Source organism: Agrobacterium vaccinii, from assembly GCF_021310995.1.
GTDB classification, from domain to species: domain Bacteria; phylum Pseudomonadota; class Alphaproteobacteria; order Rhizobiales; family Rhizobiaceae; genus Agrobacterium; species Agrobacterium vaccinii.
This window is the reverse complement of sequence record NZ_CP054151.1, coordinates 1,247,424-1,266,376: the sequence shown is the minus strand read 5'-3', so window position 1 is coordinate 1,266,376 and position 18,953 is coordinate 1,247,424. Positions and strand designations below refer to the sequence as shown.

14 protein-coding genes are annotated in these 18,953 nt (G+C 58.8%); 8 read left to right on the top strand and 6 right to left on the bottom strand.

All coding sequences use genetic code 11. The annotated features are described in order from the left end of the window. Positions 1 to 233 precede the first annotated feature (233 nt). On the bottom strand, positions 234 to 2,423 hold the full coding sequence (gene katG / locus HRR99_RS20975; RefSeq protein WP_233124735.1) for a catalase/peroxidase HPI: 2,190 nt from the start codon (positions 2,421 to 2,423) through the stop codon (positions 234 to 236). 188 nt (positions 2,424 to 2,611) lie between these two features. Here katG and HRR99_RS20970 point away from each other — a divergent pair, with 188 nt between their 5' ends. The 4 genes from HRR99_RS20970 (at position 2,612) to HRR99_RS20955 (ending at position 8,558) form a co-directional block, all read left to right on the top strand. Then, positions 2,612 to 3,553 (top strand): hydrogen peroxide-inducible genes activator, encoded by a 942-nt coding sequence (locus HRR99_RS20970; protein ID WP_233124734.1) that lies wholly within the window; start codon positions 2,612 to 2,614, stop codon positions 3,551 to 3,553. Positions 3,554 to 3,640: 87 nt separating this feature from the next. Next, positions 3,641 to 4,198, top strand: a complete 558-nt coding sequence (locus HRR99_RS20965; protein WP_233124733.1) for a TetR/AcrR family transcriptional regulator — start codon at positions 3,641 to 3,643, stop codon at positions 4,196 to 4,198. 34 nt (positions 4,199 to 4,232) lie between these two features. Beyond that, positions 4,233 to 5,411, top strand: coding sequence for an efflux RND transporter periplasmic adaptor subunit (locus tag HRR99_RS20960; protein WP_422387356.1), 1,179 nt, complete (start codon positions 4,233 to 4,235; stop codon positions 5,409 to 5,411). A 9-nt stretch (positions 5,412 to 5,420) separates the two neighbouring features. Beyond that, on the top strand, positions 5,421 to 8,558 hold the full coding sequence (locus HRR99_RS20955; protein WP_233124732.1) for a multidrug efflux RND transporter permease subunit: 3,138 nt from the start codon (positions 5,421 to 5,423) through the stop codon (positions 8,556 to 8,558). Between the two features lie 85 nt (positions 8,559 to 8,643). Here HRR99_RS20955 and HRR99_RS20950 read toward each other — a convergent pair whose 3' ends face one another. The 5 genes from HRR99_RS20950 to HRR99_RS20930 form a co-directional block, all read right to left on the bottom strand. Beyond that, positions 8,644 to 8,964, bottom strand: a complete 321-nt coding sequence (locus tag HRR99_RS20950; RefSeq protein WP_112499334.1) for a hypothetical protein — start codon at positions 8,962 to 8,964, stop codon at positions 8,644 to 8,646. Positions 8,965 to 9,098: 134 nt separating this feature from the next. Continuing rightward, positions 9,099 to 9,512, bottom strand: coding sequence for an 8-oxo-dGTP diphosphatase MutT (mutT, locus tag HRR99_RS20945; RefSeq protein WP_112499307.1), 414 nt, complete (start codon positions 9,510 to 9,512; stop codon positions 9,099 to 9,101). After that, the gene (locus tag HRR99_RS20940) at positions 9,512 to 10,300 is read right to left on the bottom strand and encodes a GNAT family N-acetyltransferase (RefSeq protein WP_233124731.1); all 789 of its coding nucleotides are present in this window, start codon (positions 10,298 to 10,300) and stop codon (positions 9,512 to 9,514) included. Before HRR99_RS20940 ends, mutT begins: the two co-directional genes overlap by 1 nt. 3 nt (positions 10,301 to 10,303) lie before the next feature. Continuing rightward, positions 10,304 to 11,545: a bifunctional glutamate N-acetyltransferase/amino-acid acetyltransferase ArgJ gene (gene argJ, locus HRR99_RS20935; protein ID WP_233124730.1), complete on the bottom strand. Its 1,242-nt coding sequence runs from the start codon at positions 11,543 to 11,545 to the stop codon at positions 10,304 to 10,306. Between the two features lie 78 nt (positions 11,546 to 11,623). Next, complete coding sequence (locus HRR99_RS20930) at positions 11,624 to 12,499, bottom strand: peptidylprolyl isomerase (protein WP_111841705.1); 876 nt, start codon at positions 12,497 to 12,499, stop codon at positions 11,624 to 11,626. Between the two features lie 240 nt (positions 12,500 to 12,739). Between HRR99_RS20930 and secA the strand changes: the two genes are divergently transcribed. The 4 genes from secA (at position 12,740) to HRR99_RS20910 (ending at position 18,895) form a co-directional block, all read left to right on the top strand. After that, the gene (secA, locus tag HRR99_RS20925) at positions 12,740 to 15,451 is read left to right on the top strand and encodes a preprotein translocase subunit SecA (RefSeq protein WP_233124729.1); all 2,712 of its coding nucleotides are present in this window, start codon (positions 12,740 to 12,742) and stop codon (positions 15,449 to 15,451) included. 48 nt (positions 15,452 to 15,499) lie between these two features. After that, positions 15,500 to 16,381 carry a glycosyltransferase family 8 protein gene (locus HRR99_RS20920; RefSeq protein ID WP_111841703.1) on the top strand — a complete coding sequence of 294 codons (882 nt, stop codon included), beginning with the start codon at positions 15,500 to 15,502 and terminating at the stop codon, positions 16,379 to 16,381. A gap of 129 nt (positions 16,382 to 16,510) precedes the next feature. Next, positions 16,511 to 17,398, top strand: a complete 888-nt coding sequence (locus HRR99_RS20915; RefSeq protein ID WP_233124728.1) for a DMT family transporter — start codon at positions 16,511 to 16,513, stop codon at positions 17,396 to 17,398. A gap of 222 nt (positions 17,399 to 17,620) precedes the next feature. Continuing rightward, a complete protein-coding gene (locus HRR99_RS20910; RefSeq protein ID WP_422387355.1) occupies positions 17,621 to 18,895 on the top strand; it encodes a GNAT family N-acetyltransferase in 1,275 nt (424 codons plus the stop codon). The last annotated feature ends 58 nt before the right edge of the window (positions 18,896 to 18,953 follow it).

Genomic DNA, 18,953 nt, shown 5'->3' with positions numbered 1-18,953 from the left:
TTCAGCCGAGACCGCGACAGCACCAAAGCATGATAATGGATATCTAATGTTTGTGATCACGGTTAGCGAAATCGTAAAAAAATCTGAAAATGGTTGAGGAAAATTAAAGACATAGCCACCGGACGTGGCAGTCGCCACGCCCGGTGCTATCTACGGTTAAATCTGAGGGGGTATCGTGCCGCTGCCTTCCAGCAACGGCACACTCTGAGCGAATCGCTGTGATCAGCGCCGTATCAGACCAGATCGAAACGATCTGCGTTCATCACCTTGTTCCAGGCAACCACGAAGCCCTTGACGAACTTCTGCTTCGCATCCGAGGACGCATAGACTTCCGACAGGGCGCGAAGCTGGGAGTGCGAGCCGAAAATCAGATCGACGCGTGTGCCGGTCCACTTGGTTTCGCCGGTCTTGCGGCTGCGTGCCTGGTAAACGCCCGTCTGGCCAGCCACCGGCGACCATTCGAGGTCCATATCCAGCAGGTTGACGAAGAAGTCGTTGCTGAGCACGCCCACGCGGTCGGTGAACACGCCGCTGGCAGGCTCACCGATATCGAGCACACGCAGACCACCCACGAGAACAGCCATCTGCGGTCCCGTCAGCGTCAGAAGCTGGGCCCGGTCCACGAGTGCTTCTTCCGGCTTCATGAACTGATGGCGCGTTTTGCTGACATAATTGCGGAAACCATCCGCACGCGGCTCGAGCGCTGCGAAGGACGCAGCATCCGTCTGTTCCTGCGATGCATCGGTACGGCCCGGCGTGAACGGCACGGTGATGTCGTTTCCGCCTGCCTTGGCAGCCTTCTCGATACCGGCCGCACCGGCCAGAACGATCAGGTCGGCTAGCGAAATCTTCTTGCCGCCGGTCTGGGCCGCGTTGAAGTCGCGCTGGACGCCCTCCAGAACGCTGAGCACCTTTGCAAGCTGCTGAGGCTCGTTGACTTCCCAGTTCTTCTGCGGCTCCAGACGGATACGCGCACCGTTTGCACCGCCACGCTTGTCCGAACCACGGAACGACGAAGCGGAGGCCCAGGCCGTCGCAACCAGTTCCTTGACGCTGAGACCGGTCGCGAGAACCTTTGCCTTGAGATGCGCGATATCGGCATCGTCCACCAGCGGATGGTCGACAGCGGGAACGACGTCCTGCCAGATCAGGTCTTCCGATGGCACTTCCGGTCCGAGGTAGCGTGCCTTGGGGCCCATGTCGCGGTGGGTCAGCTTGAACCAGGCGCGGGCAAAGGCGTCAGCGAACTGATCCGGGTTTTCGAGGAAGCGGCGCGAAATCTTCTCGTAGGCCGGGTCAAAACGCAGAGCCAGATCGGACGTCAGCATTGTTGGAAGATGCTTGGTCGTTGGATCATAGGCATCAGGAATCGATGGCTCGGCATTCTTGGCTACCCATTGCTTTGCACCGGCGGGGCTCGTCGTCAGTTCCCATTCGAAAGCGAAGAGGTTTTCGAAGAAGAAGTTGCTCCACTGCGTCGGTGTCTGCGTCCACGTCACCTCAGGGCCACCGGTCGTGGTATCCTTGCCGATGCCGGTGCCGAAGGAGTTCTTCCAGCCCAGACCCTGCGCTTCCAGCTCACCGCCTTCCGGCTCCGCACCAATCAGCGACGGATCGCCCGCGCCGTGGGTCTTGCCGAAGGTATGGCCGCCTGCGATCAGGGCCACCGTTTCTTCATCGTCCATCGCCATGCGGGCAAAGGTCGAGCGAATGTCGCGGGCAGACGCCAGCGGGTCCGGGTTGCCGTTCGGTCCCTCGGGGTTAACGTAGATCAGACCCATCTGCACAGCGCCCAGCGGCTCTGCCAATTCACGCTCACCGCTGTAGCGCTCATCGCCCAGCCACGTGCCTTCCGGGCCCCAGAACAGTTCTTCCGGCTCCCACACATCGGCGCGACCACCCGCGAAACCGAAGGTCTTGAAGCCCATGGATTCAAGCGCGACGTTGCCGGTCAGGATCATCAGATCGGCCCAGGAAATGCTGTTGCCGTATTTCTGCTTGATCGGCCACAGAAGGCGGCGGGCCTTGTCGAGGTTGGCGTTGTCAGGCCAGCTGTTGAGCGGCGCAAAACGCTGCTGACCGGCACCGGCGCCACCGCGGCCGTCTGTAATGCGGTACGTGCCCGCGCTGTGCCATGCCATGCGGATGAAGAGACCGCCATAGTGACCGAAGTCTGCTGGCCACCACTCCTGGGAATCGGTCATGAGAGCATGCAGGTCGCGCTTCACCGCATCCAGATCGAGCTTCTTGAACGCTTCCGCGTAATCGAAATCCTTGCCCAGCGGGTCCGAAAGGGACGAGCCATTGTGCAGGATCTGAATGTTGAGCTGGTTCGGCCACCAGTCCCGGTTTGCACGAACGGCTTTGGGTGTCTGGCCGTGGGTTACGGGACATTGGCCCGCGCTATCGGTTTTCTGGTCCATAATGGTCTCCATGTCACTTTTGAGTGGGCGTTTGAAAAGGCTCTTGCTGTTAAAATTGCAGGATTTCAGTCGACCTCGATCGCGTTTCCACGATCTCAGCGAAAATGTAACCTCGCCTCAAGACCTTTTAACGACTGATGGCGATAAATTTAAGTTGGATTTACTGATCGATGCGATAATCTCAGCTTATGAAAAATCTGACACTGAAGCAGATGCGCTATTTCGAAGCGCTTGCGCGTCACCGCCGCTTTCGGCTGGCCGCCGATGCCTGCGCCATTTCCCAGCCCGCGCTTTCCATGCAGATCAAGGAGATGGAGGCGGACGTGGGTCACGAGCTGTTCGAGCGCAGCGCGCGGGACGTCAAGCTCACGGCATTCGGTGAGACGTTTGCTGTGCGTGTGCGTGAAATCCTGCGTGCCGTCGATGAATTGGCAGAACTGGCGCGTGCCTCCAAAAACGCCTTCCTGTCGCGCCTTCGCATCGGCGTCATCCCCACCGTAGCGCCCTACCTGTTGCCCACCATCATCAATGACCTCAACAGAACCTTCGAGGGCATCGAAATCCAGATACGCGAAACCCAGACGGCCCGGCTGCTGGAAGAGCTAAAGCAGGGCGATCTCGATCTCGCCATCGTCGCCCTGCCGATATCCGAACCGTCCTTGACCGAACTGAAATTGTTCGATGAGGAATTCGTCCTCGTCAGGGGCCGCGAAGATGAGGGCAAGCCCGTGCCGGAGCGGACCGCGCTGCCGAAGATGCGGCTTCTGCTTCTGGAAGAAGGCCATTGCTTCCGTGATCAAGCTCTGTCCTTTTGCCATGTCGGGTCCTCGCAGCCGCGCGAAGTCATGGAAGGCAGCTCACTCTCCACGCTTGTGCAGATGGTCAGCGCTGGTATCGGCATCACCCTGATCCCGGAAATGGCCGTGTCGATGGAAACCCGCTCCGCCCATGTTTCCGTCTCGCATTTCGACGCGCCTGCCCCGGTTCGCAGCATCGGCATGATCTGGCGAAACTCCACGCCTCTCAGCAGGCAATTGCGAGAAATCTCCGAGGTTATAAGGCGTTCGACCGAGCGCATGCGCGAAGCAAGGAGCGCAATGCAACCGGGGAAATTCGCCGCAACACACTGATCCAAATATACAAATTATCGTGATCTCTCTACGCTTGCTTAAAAACACGAACGTTCGTATTTAAAAATCACTTTAGGATTTAGGCATATGGCACGAACACGCAAAATCAGCGCAGACGATATTCTCGACGCCGCCGAAAGGGTCGTCGTGCGTGCTGGTGCGACCGGATTTTCCATCGATGCCGTGGCGCAGGAAGCGGGCGTCAGCAAATCGCGCGTGGTTTACGATCACAAGTCCAAATCCGCCCTGCTGGAAGCGCTGATCGAACGACGCCTTGCCGCCGAGGAAGAGCGCGTGCAGGCTGCCGTCAGCGGCAACAGCCACCTCGAACACCCGGAACTGTTCGCTCGCATCTCCGTGGCTGAAAAGGCACCTGACGATACCGACAAGGCCGTCTGCCTTGCCATCAGTGCCGCCATGTCCAGCGAAGACAAGATTCACAACAGAATGACCGACTGGACCCGCAAGGATCTGGTCGCAATGAACAAAGGCAAGAGGCCCACGGCAGCGTTGCTCGCCTATCTGGCGCTGACCGGCTTTTGCTGCACGGAATATTTCAATTTTCACCAATGGGAGCCAGAGGACAGACTGGCCATTCTCGATGGTATTCGCGCTATCTACACCACCTTTCCCGACGAAACATGACGATCGCCTGCGGGTGATATGACGAGGACCTGAGATGCACAGCAGAACCACGCTGCCGCGACTGCTAACCCTGATGACTGCCGCTTTCGTGCTGGCGTCAACGACGATTGTTCACGCGCAGGAAGGCGCGCAGATGCCACCGCCTGCGGTCGGTGTGCTGGAGCTGAAATCCAGATCGGTCCCGGTCGTTGCCGAACTCCCCGGTCGTATCGCTGCCACCCGTGTGGCCGAAGTGCGTGCCCGCGTTTCGGGCATTCTGCTGGAGCGTGTGTTCGAGCAGGGAACGCTGGTCAAGAAGGACGACGTCCTCTACCGCATCGATCCGCGCCTCTTCAAGGTTCGGGTGGAAAGCGCACAGGCATCGCTGCAGCGCGCCGTCGCCACCCAAAGCAACGCCCGCCAGCAGTTGGAGCGTCAGAAGAACCTGCGCGAGCGCAACGTATCGACCGGCATCGATTACGATACGGCAGCCGTCAATCTGGCGCAGGCCGATGCCGATGTCGCACTTCAGCAGGCTGCGCTCGATGAAGCCCGCATCAATCTTGAATACACCGAGGTTCGCGCACCCATCACCGGCATCATCGGCGGCGCTCTGGTCACAGAAGGTGCATTGGTCACAGCCGATGGTACGCAGAACCTTGCCTTGATCCAGCAGATCGACCCCAGCTACGCCGACTTTACACAGTCTGCGCAGGACATGATGGCGCTGCGGCGTGCCGTTGCCGATGGCAAGCTGGCAAGCTCCGCGCCCGATCAGGCCAATGTTCAGCTGGTCTTCGACGACGGCTCCGTCTACCCGGATGCCGGGCGTCTGCTGTTTGCCAGCGCCAGCGTCGATGCGACCACGGGACAGGTCACCCTGCGTGCGGAGTTCCCCAATGCCCGCCGCGATCTTCTGCCCGGCATGTATGTGCGCGTCAGGATCGAGCAGGCCGTGCGTGAAAACGCCATCACCGTGCCGCAGCGCTCCATCGTGCGCACTGCGGACGGCAAGCCGCTGGTCTACGTCGCCAAGGACGATACAGCGGAAGCCCGCCCGATCGAACTCGGTCAGGCGATGGGTTCGGAATGGGTGGTGGAGAGCGGCCTGAAGGCTGGCGAGAAAATCGTCGTTGATGGCGCCCAGAAGGTTCAGCCCGGCGGCAAGATCAAGCCGGAGCCATGGCAGCCGGAAAAAACAGCCGATACACCGGCGCAAGCACCCAAGCAGTAAGGTCCCTTCATGGCACAGCTCTTTATCAGACGGCCGATCCTCGCCTGGGTTTTCGCGCTGTTCATATCCATTGCGGGCGTCATCGCCCTGCCGTTTCTGCCGATTGCGCAGTATCCCAAGGTCGCGCCTCCGCAGCTGACGATTTCGACCACCTATCCCGGCGCTTCACCGCAGGACATCTATCAAGGTGTCACCCGGCTCATCGAAGACGAGTTGAACGGCGTTGAGGGGCTGATGTATTTCGAGTCCACCTCCGATACGTCGGGTCAGGTCTCGATCAACGCCACCTTCGAAGCAGGCACCAACATCAATCAGGCCTCCGTGGATGTGCAGAACGCCATCCGCCGCGTCGAAGCGCGCCTTCCCTCTGCCGTTGCTGCCCAGGGCGTGACGGTGGAAGAGGCTGCCTCCGGCTTCCTGATGTTTATTACGTTGACCTCCACCGATGGCACCATGGATGAGGTGGCGTTGGGCGATTACCTCAACCGCAACGTCCTGGGTGAGCTGCGGCGTATCGATGGTGTCGGTCGCGCCCAGCTCTTCTCGTCCCAGCGCGCCATGCGCGTCTGGATCGATGCAGACAAGCTGGTGGGCCTCAACCTTACGGCAGGCGATATCAACAGCGCGATTACCGCCCAGAACGCGCAGGTCGCGGCTGGCCAGATCGGTGCTGCCCCCAATCCCGTCAGTCAGGATTTGACGGCCACCGTGCTGGTCAAGGGACAACTGACCGACCCTGCGGAATTCGGTAACATCGTGCTGCGCGCCAACCCGGATGGCAGCAGCGTGCGCCTGAAAGACGTTGCCCGCATCGAACTCGGTGCCGAAACCTACAACTTCTCCAGCCGCCTGAACGGTCAGGCCAGTGCTGCCGTCGGCATTCAGCTGTCCTCCACCGGTAATGCCGTCGCAACGTCGAAAGCCGTCTCGGCAAAGCTCGAGGAACTGTCGCGCTTCTTCCCCACCGGCGTCGCCTATGCCGTGCCTTACGACACCAGCCCCTTCGTCTCCGCCTCCATCGAGAAGGTGCTGCACACGCTGATCGAAGCCATCGTTCTGGTCTTCGTCGTCATGTTCGTGTTCCTGCAAAACTTCCGCTACACGGTCATTCCCACGCTCGTCGTGCCCGTGGCGCTGCTCGGGACCTGCGCGGTCATGTATGCCACCGGGTTTTCCATCAACGTGCTGACAATGTTCGCCATGGTGCTCGCCATCGGCATTCTGGTGGATGACGCCATCGTCGTGGTGGAAAACGTCGAGCGCATCATGGCCGAGGAAGGCCTGTCGCCGAAAGCGGCGACGCAAAAAGCGATGAAGCAGATCACCGGTGCCATTCTCGGCATCACGCTGGTTCTGGCCTGCGTCTTCATTCCCATGGCGTTTTTCCCGGGATCGACCGGCATCATCTACCGTCAGTTCAGTCTGACGATGGTCGTGTCCATTCTGTTCTCGGCGTTCCTGGCTCTGTCGCTCACGCCTGCCCTGTGTGCCACCTTCCTGAAGCCCATCAAGCAGGGCCATCATGAAAAGCGCGGGCTCGGCGGCTGGTTCAACCGCAAATTCGATGGCATGACCAACGGCTATACCAAGGCCGCGACCGGGGGTGCCCGTCGTGCCGGACGCATGATGGTCATCTATCTCGCGCTCGTCGCCGGTCTCGGTTACCTCTTCGTCAGCCTTCCCAGCGCCTTCGTGCCGGATGAGGATCAGGGCTTCCTGATCGTCGATATTCAGGGCCCGCCGGAAGCCAGTGCAAACCGCACAGTGGCCTCTATCGAGCAGATCGAGAAAATCTTCGCGGAAGAACCTTCGGTCAAGGATGTCGTCGCCATTCAGGGCTTCAGCTTCTCCGGCAACGGGGCGAACGCGGCGCTCGCCTTCATCACCCTGAAGGATTGGAGCGAACGTGGAGCCGACAACTCGGCGCAGGATATAGCCAACCGTGCCAACATGAAGCTGTTCGGGCTGAAGGACGCGCAGACTTTCGCGCTGTCTCCACCGCCCATCGAAGGCTTCGGCACATCCGGCGGCTTCTCGTTCCGTCTTCAGGACCGCAACGGCATCGGCCAGGCAGCCCTTTCGGCTGCGGCTGGCGAGTTGATGCAAAAGGCGAGCAAAAGCCCCGTTCTGGCTGGCATGCGCATCGAAGGCCTGCCTGATGCTGCGCAGATCATGCTGGTGATCGACCGTGAAAAAGCCAATACATTCGGCATCACCTTCGCGGATATCAACAACACGATCACCGCCAATCTCGGATCGTCCTATATCAACGACTTCCCGAATGCGGGCCGCATGCAGCGCGTCGTCGTGCAGGCGCAGGATCGTGACCGCCTTCAGGTCGAAGACCTGCTGAAACTCAACGTGCGCAATGCCAGTGGCGGCATGGTGCCCTTGAGCTCCTTTGCCATTGCGCAGTGGCAGAAGGGCTCGCCGCAAGTCGTCGGTTACAACGGCTATCCGACCATCCGTATCTCCGGTGCCCCATCGCCCGGCAATTCTACAGGTGCTGCCATCACAGAAATGGAACGTCTGGCGTCCGAACTTCCCGGCGGCATCGGCTACGAGTGGACCGGGCAGGCACTGGAAGAAATCAAGTCCGGCTCGCAGGCACCGTTCCTGTTCGGAATGAGCATTCTCTTCGTGTTCCTGCTGCTAGCCGGTCTTTACGAAAGCTGGTCCATCCCGCTGGCGGTCATGCTGGTCGTGCCGCTCGGCATCTTCGGCTCGGTACTTGCAGTTCTGCTGCGGGATATGCCCAATGACATCTACTTCAAGGTGGGGTTGATCGCGATCATCGGACTATCGGCCAAGAACGCGATTCTCATCGTGGAATTTGCCAAGGACTACTACGCGGAGGGGAAATCCCTGCTGGAATCCGCCGTTCTTGCCGCAAAGGTCCGCTTTCGCCCGATCATCATGACGTCGCTGGCATTCACGCTCGGCGTGGTCCCACTTGCCATCGCCACCGGCCCCAGCGCCGCCAGCCAGAACGCCATCGGCACCGGCGTGCTGGGCGGCATGATCTCGGCCACCATCCTGGCCGTCTTCTTCGTCCCCGCCTTCTTCGTCTTCGTCCTCACCTTGATGCGAACGAAACGACCGGAGGTGGAGACGCCACCTGAAGAGCCGGCACCGGTCCAGTATTGATGAAAAAAGAAACGCCGCAGACATCGTCTGCGGCGTTTCTACATATGCTTTCCCTCATTCCCGCATCAAGCGCGGGATGACAAACTCAGCAATCCCGACCGTTGGAATATCCATCGACGATGCAGACAGAGCCGGGCATCGGCTGGGTCACGCTGCGACGAATGCTGTAGGACTTGTTGGACGGTTCGACGCGTTTGATCGAGCCGGTGCTGATCATATCGAAGCTATCAGGGGTCTGGGCGAAGCGTGCGGGCGGTGTTTTGCCTGCCAGCATCGGCGTGACGATCAGCGACAGGGCAATCGCCACCATGCCAAACAGCAGGGCAACATTCAGGACACCGATTCTGCGCGATTTCTCCGAATAGGACTGACGATCCTCGACTGTCTTCCAGAAATCCTCGTTCATAATCTCGGCCTCGCTACGCGCCATTTACCAATTGTTCAGCCTATGAATTTGGCAGAGGGTGCTAAACGAAAGGTTAATATTGACCCGTTTTGAGGCATTCGATGCGTTATGAACCCGCTAATTCACGGGAATGTTTACAAAAGGTCCTGAAGATAGGGAATGAGAGGTTCGTCAGCGGGCGGCATGGGGTATTCACGTAGTGCCTGCGGCTTTACCCACTTGATGGCTTGCCCTTCGGCACCATGCGGTATGCCTTCATAACGTCGGCAGACGTAAAGCGGCATCAGAAGATGAAATGTCTCATAGGTGTGGCTGGCAAAGGTCAGCGGCGCAAGGCAGGCGACCTTGGTCTTGATGCCAAGCTCTTCCTCGAGCTCGCGGATCAGGGTTTCCTCCGGCGTTTCGCCGCTTTCCACCTTACCGCCGGGAAACTCCCACAGCCCCGCCAGAGACTTTCCTTCCGGTCTTTGCGCCAGAAGAATGCGGCCATCCGTATCGACAAGCGCGCAGGCGGCCACCAGAAGAATTTTTCTGCCGGTTTCCACCATCAGGCTGCGTCCTTGCGCCAGTAACGATAGGTATAGGCCGTCGTGAAGCCGAATTTTTCGTAGAGTGCAATGGCAGGGCGATTGGTCGAGACCACCTGCAACCAAGCGGTCTTGGCACCGCTGATGCGGGCCCAACGCAGCGCCGAGGTCAAAATTTGCGTGGCCGTGCCCTGTCGGCGCAGTTCCTGCGCGACATCCAGCGACAAGATGCCCGCCAGATCGTTGTCCTGCACGCAGATCACGGTCGCCTGCGGCTCGCCTTCCACCTCTTCCTTGGTAAAGAGGCCGAGTGTCGGCTTGATGGAGCTGACGATCTCGGCAATCGCCGAGCGCAGAGCCGGGTCTTCGCCTGATATCTTCAGGCTGGCCTCTACGAAGCGGCCAATGTCGTGGCTTGGAATATGAGCAACGGTTTCCGGCAGCTCCGCGTCGGTGATATCCGCGGTCATCACCTCGACCTCTTCGAACACATTCCAGCCATCGCCGATAAGGTGTTCTTCCAGTTGCGGTGGCATCAGGGTCGTTTCCCGAACGATCAGCGGGCGCCCGAAATCCTCGAAGCGTTTGCGCGCCTTTTCCAGACGCAGATCGCACTGGCCGTAATCCGAGGGGTCGAGAGGGACCACACAGTTGATCCGCTTGGACGGGTGAGAACCCGTCAACCGCACCTGCCAGCTGCCATCATAGACGACCGAAGATGCAGGCCAAGCCCGGAAGCTGACCGCTTCCAGACGCCGCACGAGGGGAAGATTGACGGTGAGATTGCGCTTATTATCGAAAGAACTCACCGATCAGCTCCGGTAGTCGCCGTTGATCTCGACATACTCCTTGGTCAGGTCGCAGGTCCAGACCGTCGCCGTTCCCTCGCCCAGACCGATATCGACCTTCACGGGAATATCCTGCTGCTTCATCGCAGCGCTGGCATCGGCTTCCGAATAATCCGGGTCGCGCTCGCCATTGACGGCCACGCGCACGCCTCCGAACCAGATGGCCAGACGGTCACGGTCGGCCATTTCACCAGCCTTGCCCACGGCCATGACGACACGGCCCCAATTGGCGTCTTCGCCCGCAACAGCCGTCTTGACCAAAGGTGAGTTGGCAATGGAAAGGGCAATCTTCTTGGCGGCGGCATCGTTTTCAGCGCCGGTCACGGTGATTTCCACCATCTTGCGCGCACCTTCGCCATCGCGAACAACCTGCAACGCCAGATCCTTCAACAGCGCGTTCAGCGCGTCACGGAAGGAACCCAGTCTCGCATCGTCAGCGCTTTCCACGCGCGCCTGTCCGTCTGCACTGGCGGCACCGGTAGCAAACAGCATCAGCGTGTCGGAGGTGGAGGTATCGCTATCGACTGTTACAGAATTGAAGGTCGGGCCGACACCGGCAGACAGCAGTGCCTGCAAGGCTTGTGGCGAAATATCGGCGTCAGTCACGACGAAAGACAGCATCGTCGCCATGTCGGGTGCGATCATGCCCGCGCCCTTGGCAATACCGTTGATCGTGACTGTGACGCCATCGATTTCAGCGCTGCGCGTCGCGACCTTCGGATAGGTATCCGTGGTCATGATCGCCTTGGCCGCTTCCTGCCAGAAATTATCAGTGGCGTCGGTGTTCATCTGGCCCAGAACGCCTGCGAACTTTGTCGCGTCCAGCGGCTCGCCTATGACGCCGGTGGAGGCGAGGAAGACTTCGCTTGTCGCACAGCCCACAGCTTCGGCGGCAGACTTGCCGGTCAGCTCCGTCGCTGCCTTGCCCTTTTTCCCGGTAAACGCGTTGGCGTTGCCGGAATTGACGACGACTGCGCGCGCAACGCCGCCTGCAAGGTTGGCCCGGCAGAAATCAACCGGGGCGGATGGGCATTTCGACTTTGTGAAAACGCCTGCAACGCTTGCAGGCTTGTCGAACACCATCAAAAGAACGTCGGTGCGGTTCTTGTACTTGATGCCAGCGGCAGCCGTTGCCATTCGCACACCGCGAAGTGCGGGCATGTCTGGATATGATTTAGGAGCGAGCGGAGAAACGGCAGTGGACATTGGCGGAGAACCTGCATTTTTCGGAAAAGATAAAACGAAAACGGGGCGGCTTGGCGCCGCCCCGTAAATTGCGGAGAATTACTGCTGCGCAGGTGCAGGCGGCTCTGCTGCCTGCTGCTTGCTGGCTTCATCGTAAGCCTTGCGCATCGCCTCATCGGGAATGTCGATCTTCTGCTCGGCCTTGGCCTTCTCGATCAGCGCAACATACTTGTCGCGCATGACGAGCTGGCGAACCTGAGCTTCGACCTGGTCGAATGCCGGTGGCGGTGCAACGCGCTTGTCGTCGAGCTTGATGACGTGGAAGCCGAACTGCGACTTCACAGGCTCCTTGGTGTAGGCGCCCTTCTCAAGCTTGAAGGCAGCTTCTTCAAATTCAGGAACCATGCGGCCCTTGCCGAACCAACCCAGATCGCCGCCGTCATCCTTGTTGGAGTCGGTGGACTTTTCCTTGGCCAGCGCTGCGAAATCCTTGCCGGCATCCAGCTGCTTGATCACGTCCTTGGCTTCTTCTTCGGTGGCAACCAGAATGTGCGAAGCCTTGACTTCCTCTTCCTGCGGCAGGGCGGCGACTTCCTTTTCGTAACGCGCCTTGACTTCTGCGTCAGTCACAGCGTCAACCACATGCTTGCGGAAATAGGCGTTATGCAGTTCGCGGTCGGTGATGAAAGCGAGGCGCTTCTTGAAGTCCTCGGTCTTCTCAAGACCTTCGGCAGTCGCATCCTTCACCAGCAACTTGACGTCGATAGCGCCGGACAGGGCGGCAACTTTCTTCTGCTCATCGGGAAGCTGGGCCAGCTGCGGGTCGAGGTTGCTCATGGCCAGGTCGAGTTCGGACTGGCGGATTTCCAGATCGCCGACCTTGGCAACAACGGCATCTTCCTGCGCGAAAGCGGGAAACTGAAGACCAAGGGTGGCCACGATCACAGCAGCCGCAATTCTATTATAGCGCAACATATTAAACCTTTCGGAGACAATGCCGGCTCCAGACGTGGTTTTCCGGCTGAAAAAACTTCCAAACACCGGAATGTGGCCATTCTGTAACGGGCAGAACCGTTGACATCATTTGCCCCCCCTCTTATCTGTCGCGTAACCTCGCGTCCAGATACGTTTCAGGGTCAAGTCTGTCATTTGTGCTTTATTGCGATGGCAGACCCCGAAGACGTGGCAAACGGAATTTCAGAAAGGGCCACTAAGATGGTCAGTCTCGGCGGAATCGCCCGCAAGTTGTTCGGCTCGGCAAATGAGCGCCGTGTGCGCTCCTATCGTAGCAATATCAGTGCCATAGGCGCACTCGAAGAGGAGATGAAAGCACTCTCCGACGAGGCGCTGAAGGCAAAGACGGTGGAGTTCCGCCAGCAGCTTTCCGATGGCAAAACCTTGGACAGCCTTCTCGTTCCGGCATTCGCCGTTGCGCGTGAAGCGTCCCGCCGCGTGCTCGGCATGCGCCCCTTCGACGTTCAGTTGACAGGCGGCATGATTCTTCATTCTGGCGATATTTCCGAAATGAAGACGGGTGAAGGTAAGACGCTGGTGGCGACACTGGCGGTTTATCTCAACGCGCTCGAAGGCAAGGGCGTTCACGTCGTGACCGTCAACGACTATCTGGCCCAGCGCGACGCCGCCACCATGGCACGCCTTTACAGCTTCCTCGGCCTGACCACCGGCGTCATCATCCACGGTCTCGATGACGACCAACGCCGCGAGGCCTATGCCTGCGACATCACCTACGCCACCAACAACGAGCTGGGCTTCGATTATCTTCGCGATAACATGAAGTACGACAAGGCGCAGATGGTGCAGCGCAGCCACCACTATGCCATCGTCGACGAAGTCGACTCCATTCTGGTCGATGAAGCGCGCACGCCGCTTATCATCTCCGGCCCGCTGGATGATCGCTCCGATCTCTACAACACCATCGACGCCTTCATTCCGATGCTGTCACCGGAAGATTACGAGATCGATGAAAAGCAGCGTTCGGCCAACTTCTCCGAAGAAGGCACCGAAAAGCTCGAAAACCTGTTGCGCGACGCCGGTCTTCTCAAAGGCGAATCGCTCTACGACATCGAGAACGTCTCCATCGTTCACCACATCAACAATGCGCTGAAGGCCCACAAGCTGTTCCAGCGCGACAAGGACTACATCGTCCGTAACGATGAAATCGTCATCATCGACGAATTCACCGGTCGCATGATGCCGGGTCGTCGTTACTCGGAAGGTCAGCACCAGGCTCTCGAAGCCAAGGAAAAGGTGCAGATCCAGCCGGAAAACCAGACGCTGTCTTCCGTTACCTTCCAGAACTACTTCCGCATGTACAAGAAGCTGTCCGGCATGACCGGTACGGCCTCGACCGAAGCCGAAGAGTTCAACAACATCTACGGCCTCGACGTCATTGAAGTCCCGACGAACCTGCCGATCCAGCGTATCGACGAAGACGACGAAGTCTACCGGTCCGGCGAAGAGAAGTTCAAGGCGATCATCGAAGAGATCAAGGCGGCGCACGAGCGCAACCAGCCGGTTCTCGTCGGCACGACCTCGATCGAAAAGTCCGAACTTTTGGCCACCATGCTGCGCCAGACCGGCTTTGAGAATTTCCAGGTCCTGAACGCCCGCTATCACGAGCAAGAAGCCTATATCGTCTCGCAGGCCGGTGTTCCCGGCGCCGTCACCATCGCCACCAACATGGCCGGTCGCGGTACCGACATCCAGCTCGGCGGTAACGTCGACATGCGTCTGGAGCGCGAGCTTGAGGGCATCGAGTCCGAAGAAGAGCGCGCGGCGAAGGAAAAGTCCGTTCGCGAAGAAATCAAGGTTCTCAAGGAAAAGGCGCTCGCCGCCGGTGGCCTTTTCGTCATCGCGACAGAACGCCACGAAAGCCGCCGTATCGACAACCAGCTACGTGGTCGTTCCGGTCGTCAGGGTGACCCTGGCCGCTCCAAGTTCTACCTGTCGCTTCAGGATGACCTGATGCGCATCTTCGGTTCCGACCGCATGGATTCCATGCTGCAGAAGCTTGGCCTCAAGGAAGGCGAAGCGATTGTGCATCCATGGATCAACAAGGCGCTCGAGCGTGCCCAGAAGAAGGTTGAAGCCCGTAACTTCGAGACCCGTAAGAACCTTCTGAAATATGACGACGTCCTCAACGACCAGCGCAAGGTCATCTTCGACCAGCGTCTGGAACTGATGGAAGCCAGCAATATAGGCGAAACCGTTGCCGATATGCGCCACGAGGTCATCGAGGCGCTGGTTGCCAAGCACGTTCCTGAAAACGCCTATGCCGAACAGTGGGATATCGTCGGGCTTAAGGCTGCCATCGAGCAGTCGCTCAACCTCGATCTGCCCATCGACGAATGGGCCAAGGAAGAAGGCATCGCCGAAGACGACATTCTTCAGCGTGTCACCGAAGCGGCTGAAAAGGTCGTCGCCGACAAGGCCGAACGTTTTGGCCCCGAGGTCATGACCTATGTCGAGCGCTCGGTCATCCTCCAGACCATCGACCACCTGTGGCGCGAGCATATCGTCAACCTTGATCACCTGCGCTCCGTCGTCGGTTTCCGTGGTTATGCACAGCGCGATCCGTTGCAGGAATACAAGGCCGAAGCTTTCGAGCTCTTCCAGGCCCTGCTCGCCAACCTGCGCGAAGCCGTCACGGCGCAGCTGATGCGTGTCGAACTGGTGCGTGACCAGCCCGAGCCAGAACTTCCCGAAATGACCGCCCATCATATCGATCCGGTCACCGGCGAAGACGAGTTCGCCAACCATGAGGACGCCCCCGTAGCCTTCGTTCCACCGGAACAGCGCGATCCGAACAACCCCGCCACCTGGGGCAAAATCGGCCGCAACGAAGCCTGCCCCTGCGGCTCCGGCAAGAAATACAAGCATTGCCACGGCATTTTCGATCAGGCGTAAGTCTGGTCGAAAACCACTCTGACGATACCTTCAGCCACAGAGCCAAAGATGATTATTGCCTGCGCGACAGACCGAAATTACGCCGAGCTTGCAGGCGTACTGGTAAACTCCATTGTCATGAACGGCGACGTTCCAGAGGCAAAAATCATCATCTGTGACTTCGACCTTCGCGAGAAGGACCGGGAAAACATCCGCGCCTGCGCCATGGGCCGTGAGGTCGTTTTCATCAAGATCGAAGATGAGGTGAAGGGCAAGCTTTCCTCCTACCGCCGCACGGTCTCTTGGTCGCGCGCCATGTATTGCCGCCTGCTTCTGCCCGATCTGATCAGCGACACGGGCCGGATGGTTTACCTAGACAGCGACATGGTGGTGTTGCAAAGCCTTCGCCCGCTGTTCGACATGCCGATGAACGGCTCTGCCGTCGGTGCCGTGCCCGATGCCGGTCGGCCCGATAACATCAGACGCCGTAACCTGCGTCTGAACCGTGATGAAAACGCGCGCTATCTCAATTCCGGAACGTTGCTGATCGACCTCGAAAAATGGCGCAGCGACGAACTGGGCGCAAAATGCCTTGCCTATCTCGACCACACGTCGACCGGCTATCCCGATCAGGACGCGCTCAATGTTGCCCTGGGTGACAGCTGGGTCGAGATCGAGAAAAAGTGGAATTTCACCGAACTGGTGTCCACCGACTTTCCAAGAGAACATTATTTCCAGGCCGCGGTTCTGCATTATACATGGCGCAAACCTCACCTCGCCCATTGCGAACACCCTGCCCGTGATCTCTACATCACACAGAGGCAGAACACGCCTTGGAAGAACAAGCCTCTCGTCTCCAACACGAAGCGTCGCATGCGACGGGAGATCAAGAAGCTGGATGTGCTGTTCGAGAAGATCGTGAAGCGCGTCCGCGCTGCGTTTGCTCGCTAAGCGCTGACAGGGTCCTGTCGCATGCGTGCGGCTGACCCTTGTTGGGCTCTGCGGTCCACAATTCGTTTGACGCGGGATGCACTCTCTTCTAACCGTTCGCCTCGCATCTCCTTGTTGGACTTAAACACCATGAAACCCGCAGAACTGGCCGCCTATCTCTTCCTCGCAGTTGCGTGGGGGCTTTCGTTTCTGCTCGTTCTGCATGCCGTTGCGGCTTTTGGCTGGGTGGGCGCGGTCACACTGCGATGTTTCATTGCCAGCTTTACACTGCTCATCATCGCCCGTGCCACCGGGCGAAAGCTCGATTTCAGTGCCGGATGGCGTGCCTTTGCCGTGGTGGGTGCCACAACGGTCGCAGGGCAATTGATAGGCTTGTCCTACGCGACACCCATCATCGGCACCGCGATGGCCGCTATTCTGGTGGCCAGCATTCCGTTGTTTTCCATGTTGATCGGGCAGGTCTGGGGTCTGGAGAAAATATCGCCGCAAAGCCTGCTTGGCATGATCCTCGGTTTCGGCGGCATCGTCATTCTGGTGGGCTTTCCGGCGGTCCCCGTTACCACCGCCTTCATCATCGGCTGCGTGGCCTCATTAATGGGCTGCATCTGCGCGGCCTTCGGCAGCAATTACGCCAGCCGGAACCTCAAAGGCTCCGGCGCGTGGGAAATCACCATCGGCGCATTTTTGGCGGGCGGCATTCTGACATTGCCATTTCTTTTGGTCGTGCCTTTGCCCAAAACGCCCGGTCTGGTGGATGTCGCCTATCTCTTCGGTCTGGCGATCTTCATGAGTGCCTTGACCTACATCACCTATTTCCGGCTGGTCTCGCTGATCGGAGCGACGAAGACCATCAGCGTCGAATTCGTCGTCACCATCATCGCCGTCATCGTGGGTGCCGTGGTGCTGGATGAGCCGCTTTCTGCCCTTCAGCTTCTCGGCGCGGGCATCATCATCCTGGGTTGTGCATTGGTGCTGGGACTTTATCCAAAGCGTAAAAATACGCTAATATTGCCTTGAACCAAAGTGACGCTTAAACGGTTTATCGTACACGGTTAATTTACTGCATCGATGCTCTCAACATTGTTAATGTTTCGATGTATTATTGAAACGGTTTGAAATTTCACCGAAGAAAAAGTCTGGTGTTCATCGGTTGTCGTATAAATCGCCGTGCCTCTTCAACGGGCTGCTTTTGACAACTACATTGTCACGACATGGGTGACAGAGACGGTATAGGCAGGCATGGCAAGCGATCCGAATGATCCAGATATGCGAGACAGCCGTTTCGCGATGCTGCTCGCCAAGGCCGTGTCGGAACGTCCCGCCGCAGACAGCAGCATCCGCGTCGGTCGTGCCGGTCGCGAGTTCTGTATCTATCCGGCACAGTTAGGCTATGACCTTCAGGAAGAATTGGATTTCCTGTCAAACCGGGTCATGGAGCCGAACATCTTCTTCACGGGAAAACTTCTGGCCCCGGCCATGCCGCGCGTGGATGAGAAATCCGTTCGGTTTGCACTGATGCGCGATGAAAACGGCGCGCGCAGTCGCATGCGTTTCCTCATGCCGTTTACAGTTGAAAAGCCCGGTTTTTCCGTGGGGCCTTCCATTCTGCGGGCCTGGGCCAATCCTTTCGGACCGCTCGGCACGCCGCTGGTGGATTCGGAAGGCGCTGCCGAAACCATCGATAATCTGCTGGACGCCCTATCCCAGCCCGAACTTCGCCTGCCCGAGATTCTGGTGCTGCCGCAATTGCGGCTGGATGGCGCGTTCGTGCGCATGGTCAAAGCCATAGCGCTCAGCCGAAACCTGCCGCTTGCCACCGCAGAACCACACAGCCGCATGATGCTGGAAAGCGACGTGGATGCGAGCCTATATCTGCAAAGCACCATGTCTGCACAGCAGTTGCAGACCCTGCATGGTCATTGGCAACAGCTGGAGGCGATGGGCAACTTTTCGCATGACATCGCCAGACAACCGCAGGACATCAGGTTGCGCACGGAAGAATTTCTGGCGCTGGAAGCGAGTGGCTCGAAAGGCCGCCGCCGTTCGGCCCTCGTCAGCGACAGATACCGCGCCGCCTTTGCGCGCGAAGCCATCACCAATCTGGCCGAGATCGATGCCGTCCGTATTCACACGCTCAATCTCGATGGTGCCGCCGTCGCCTCGGCCGTTGTTTTCATGACCATGGGCGAGGCGTACGTCTGGAAGCTCGCCTTCAATGAAAATCACCAGCGCCACGCCATTGACCGTCTGCTGTTGCAGCGCCTGACCGAATGGCATCTGGATGACGCCAATATTCTGCGCACGGACAGTTGCGGCGCTGATGAAGATGGCGCTTTGGACGGGTTCTGGGGTGAAAAATCGGAGATGGGCACACTCGTCATCGGCCTTGCCCAGAACAACGACCGCGATGTGCGTCAGGTCGCAGCACAAGTCCACATGTATCGCAACACCCGCAATCTTGCCAAAGTGCTGCGCGAGCGCATCATGTCGCTGGGCCGCAAGAACGGCGGCTAGACGTAAGGCGTAGAGCAGAGATTCTTAGCGTAACGGTATCGTATATCGCTCACACAAC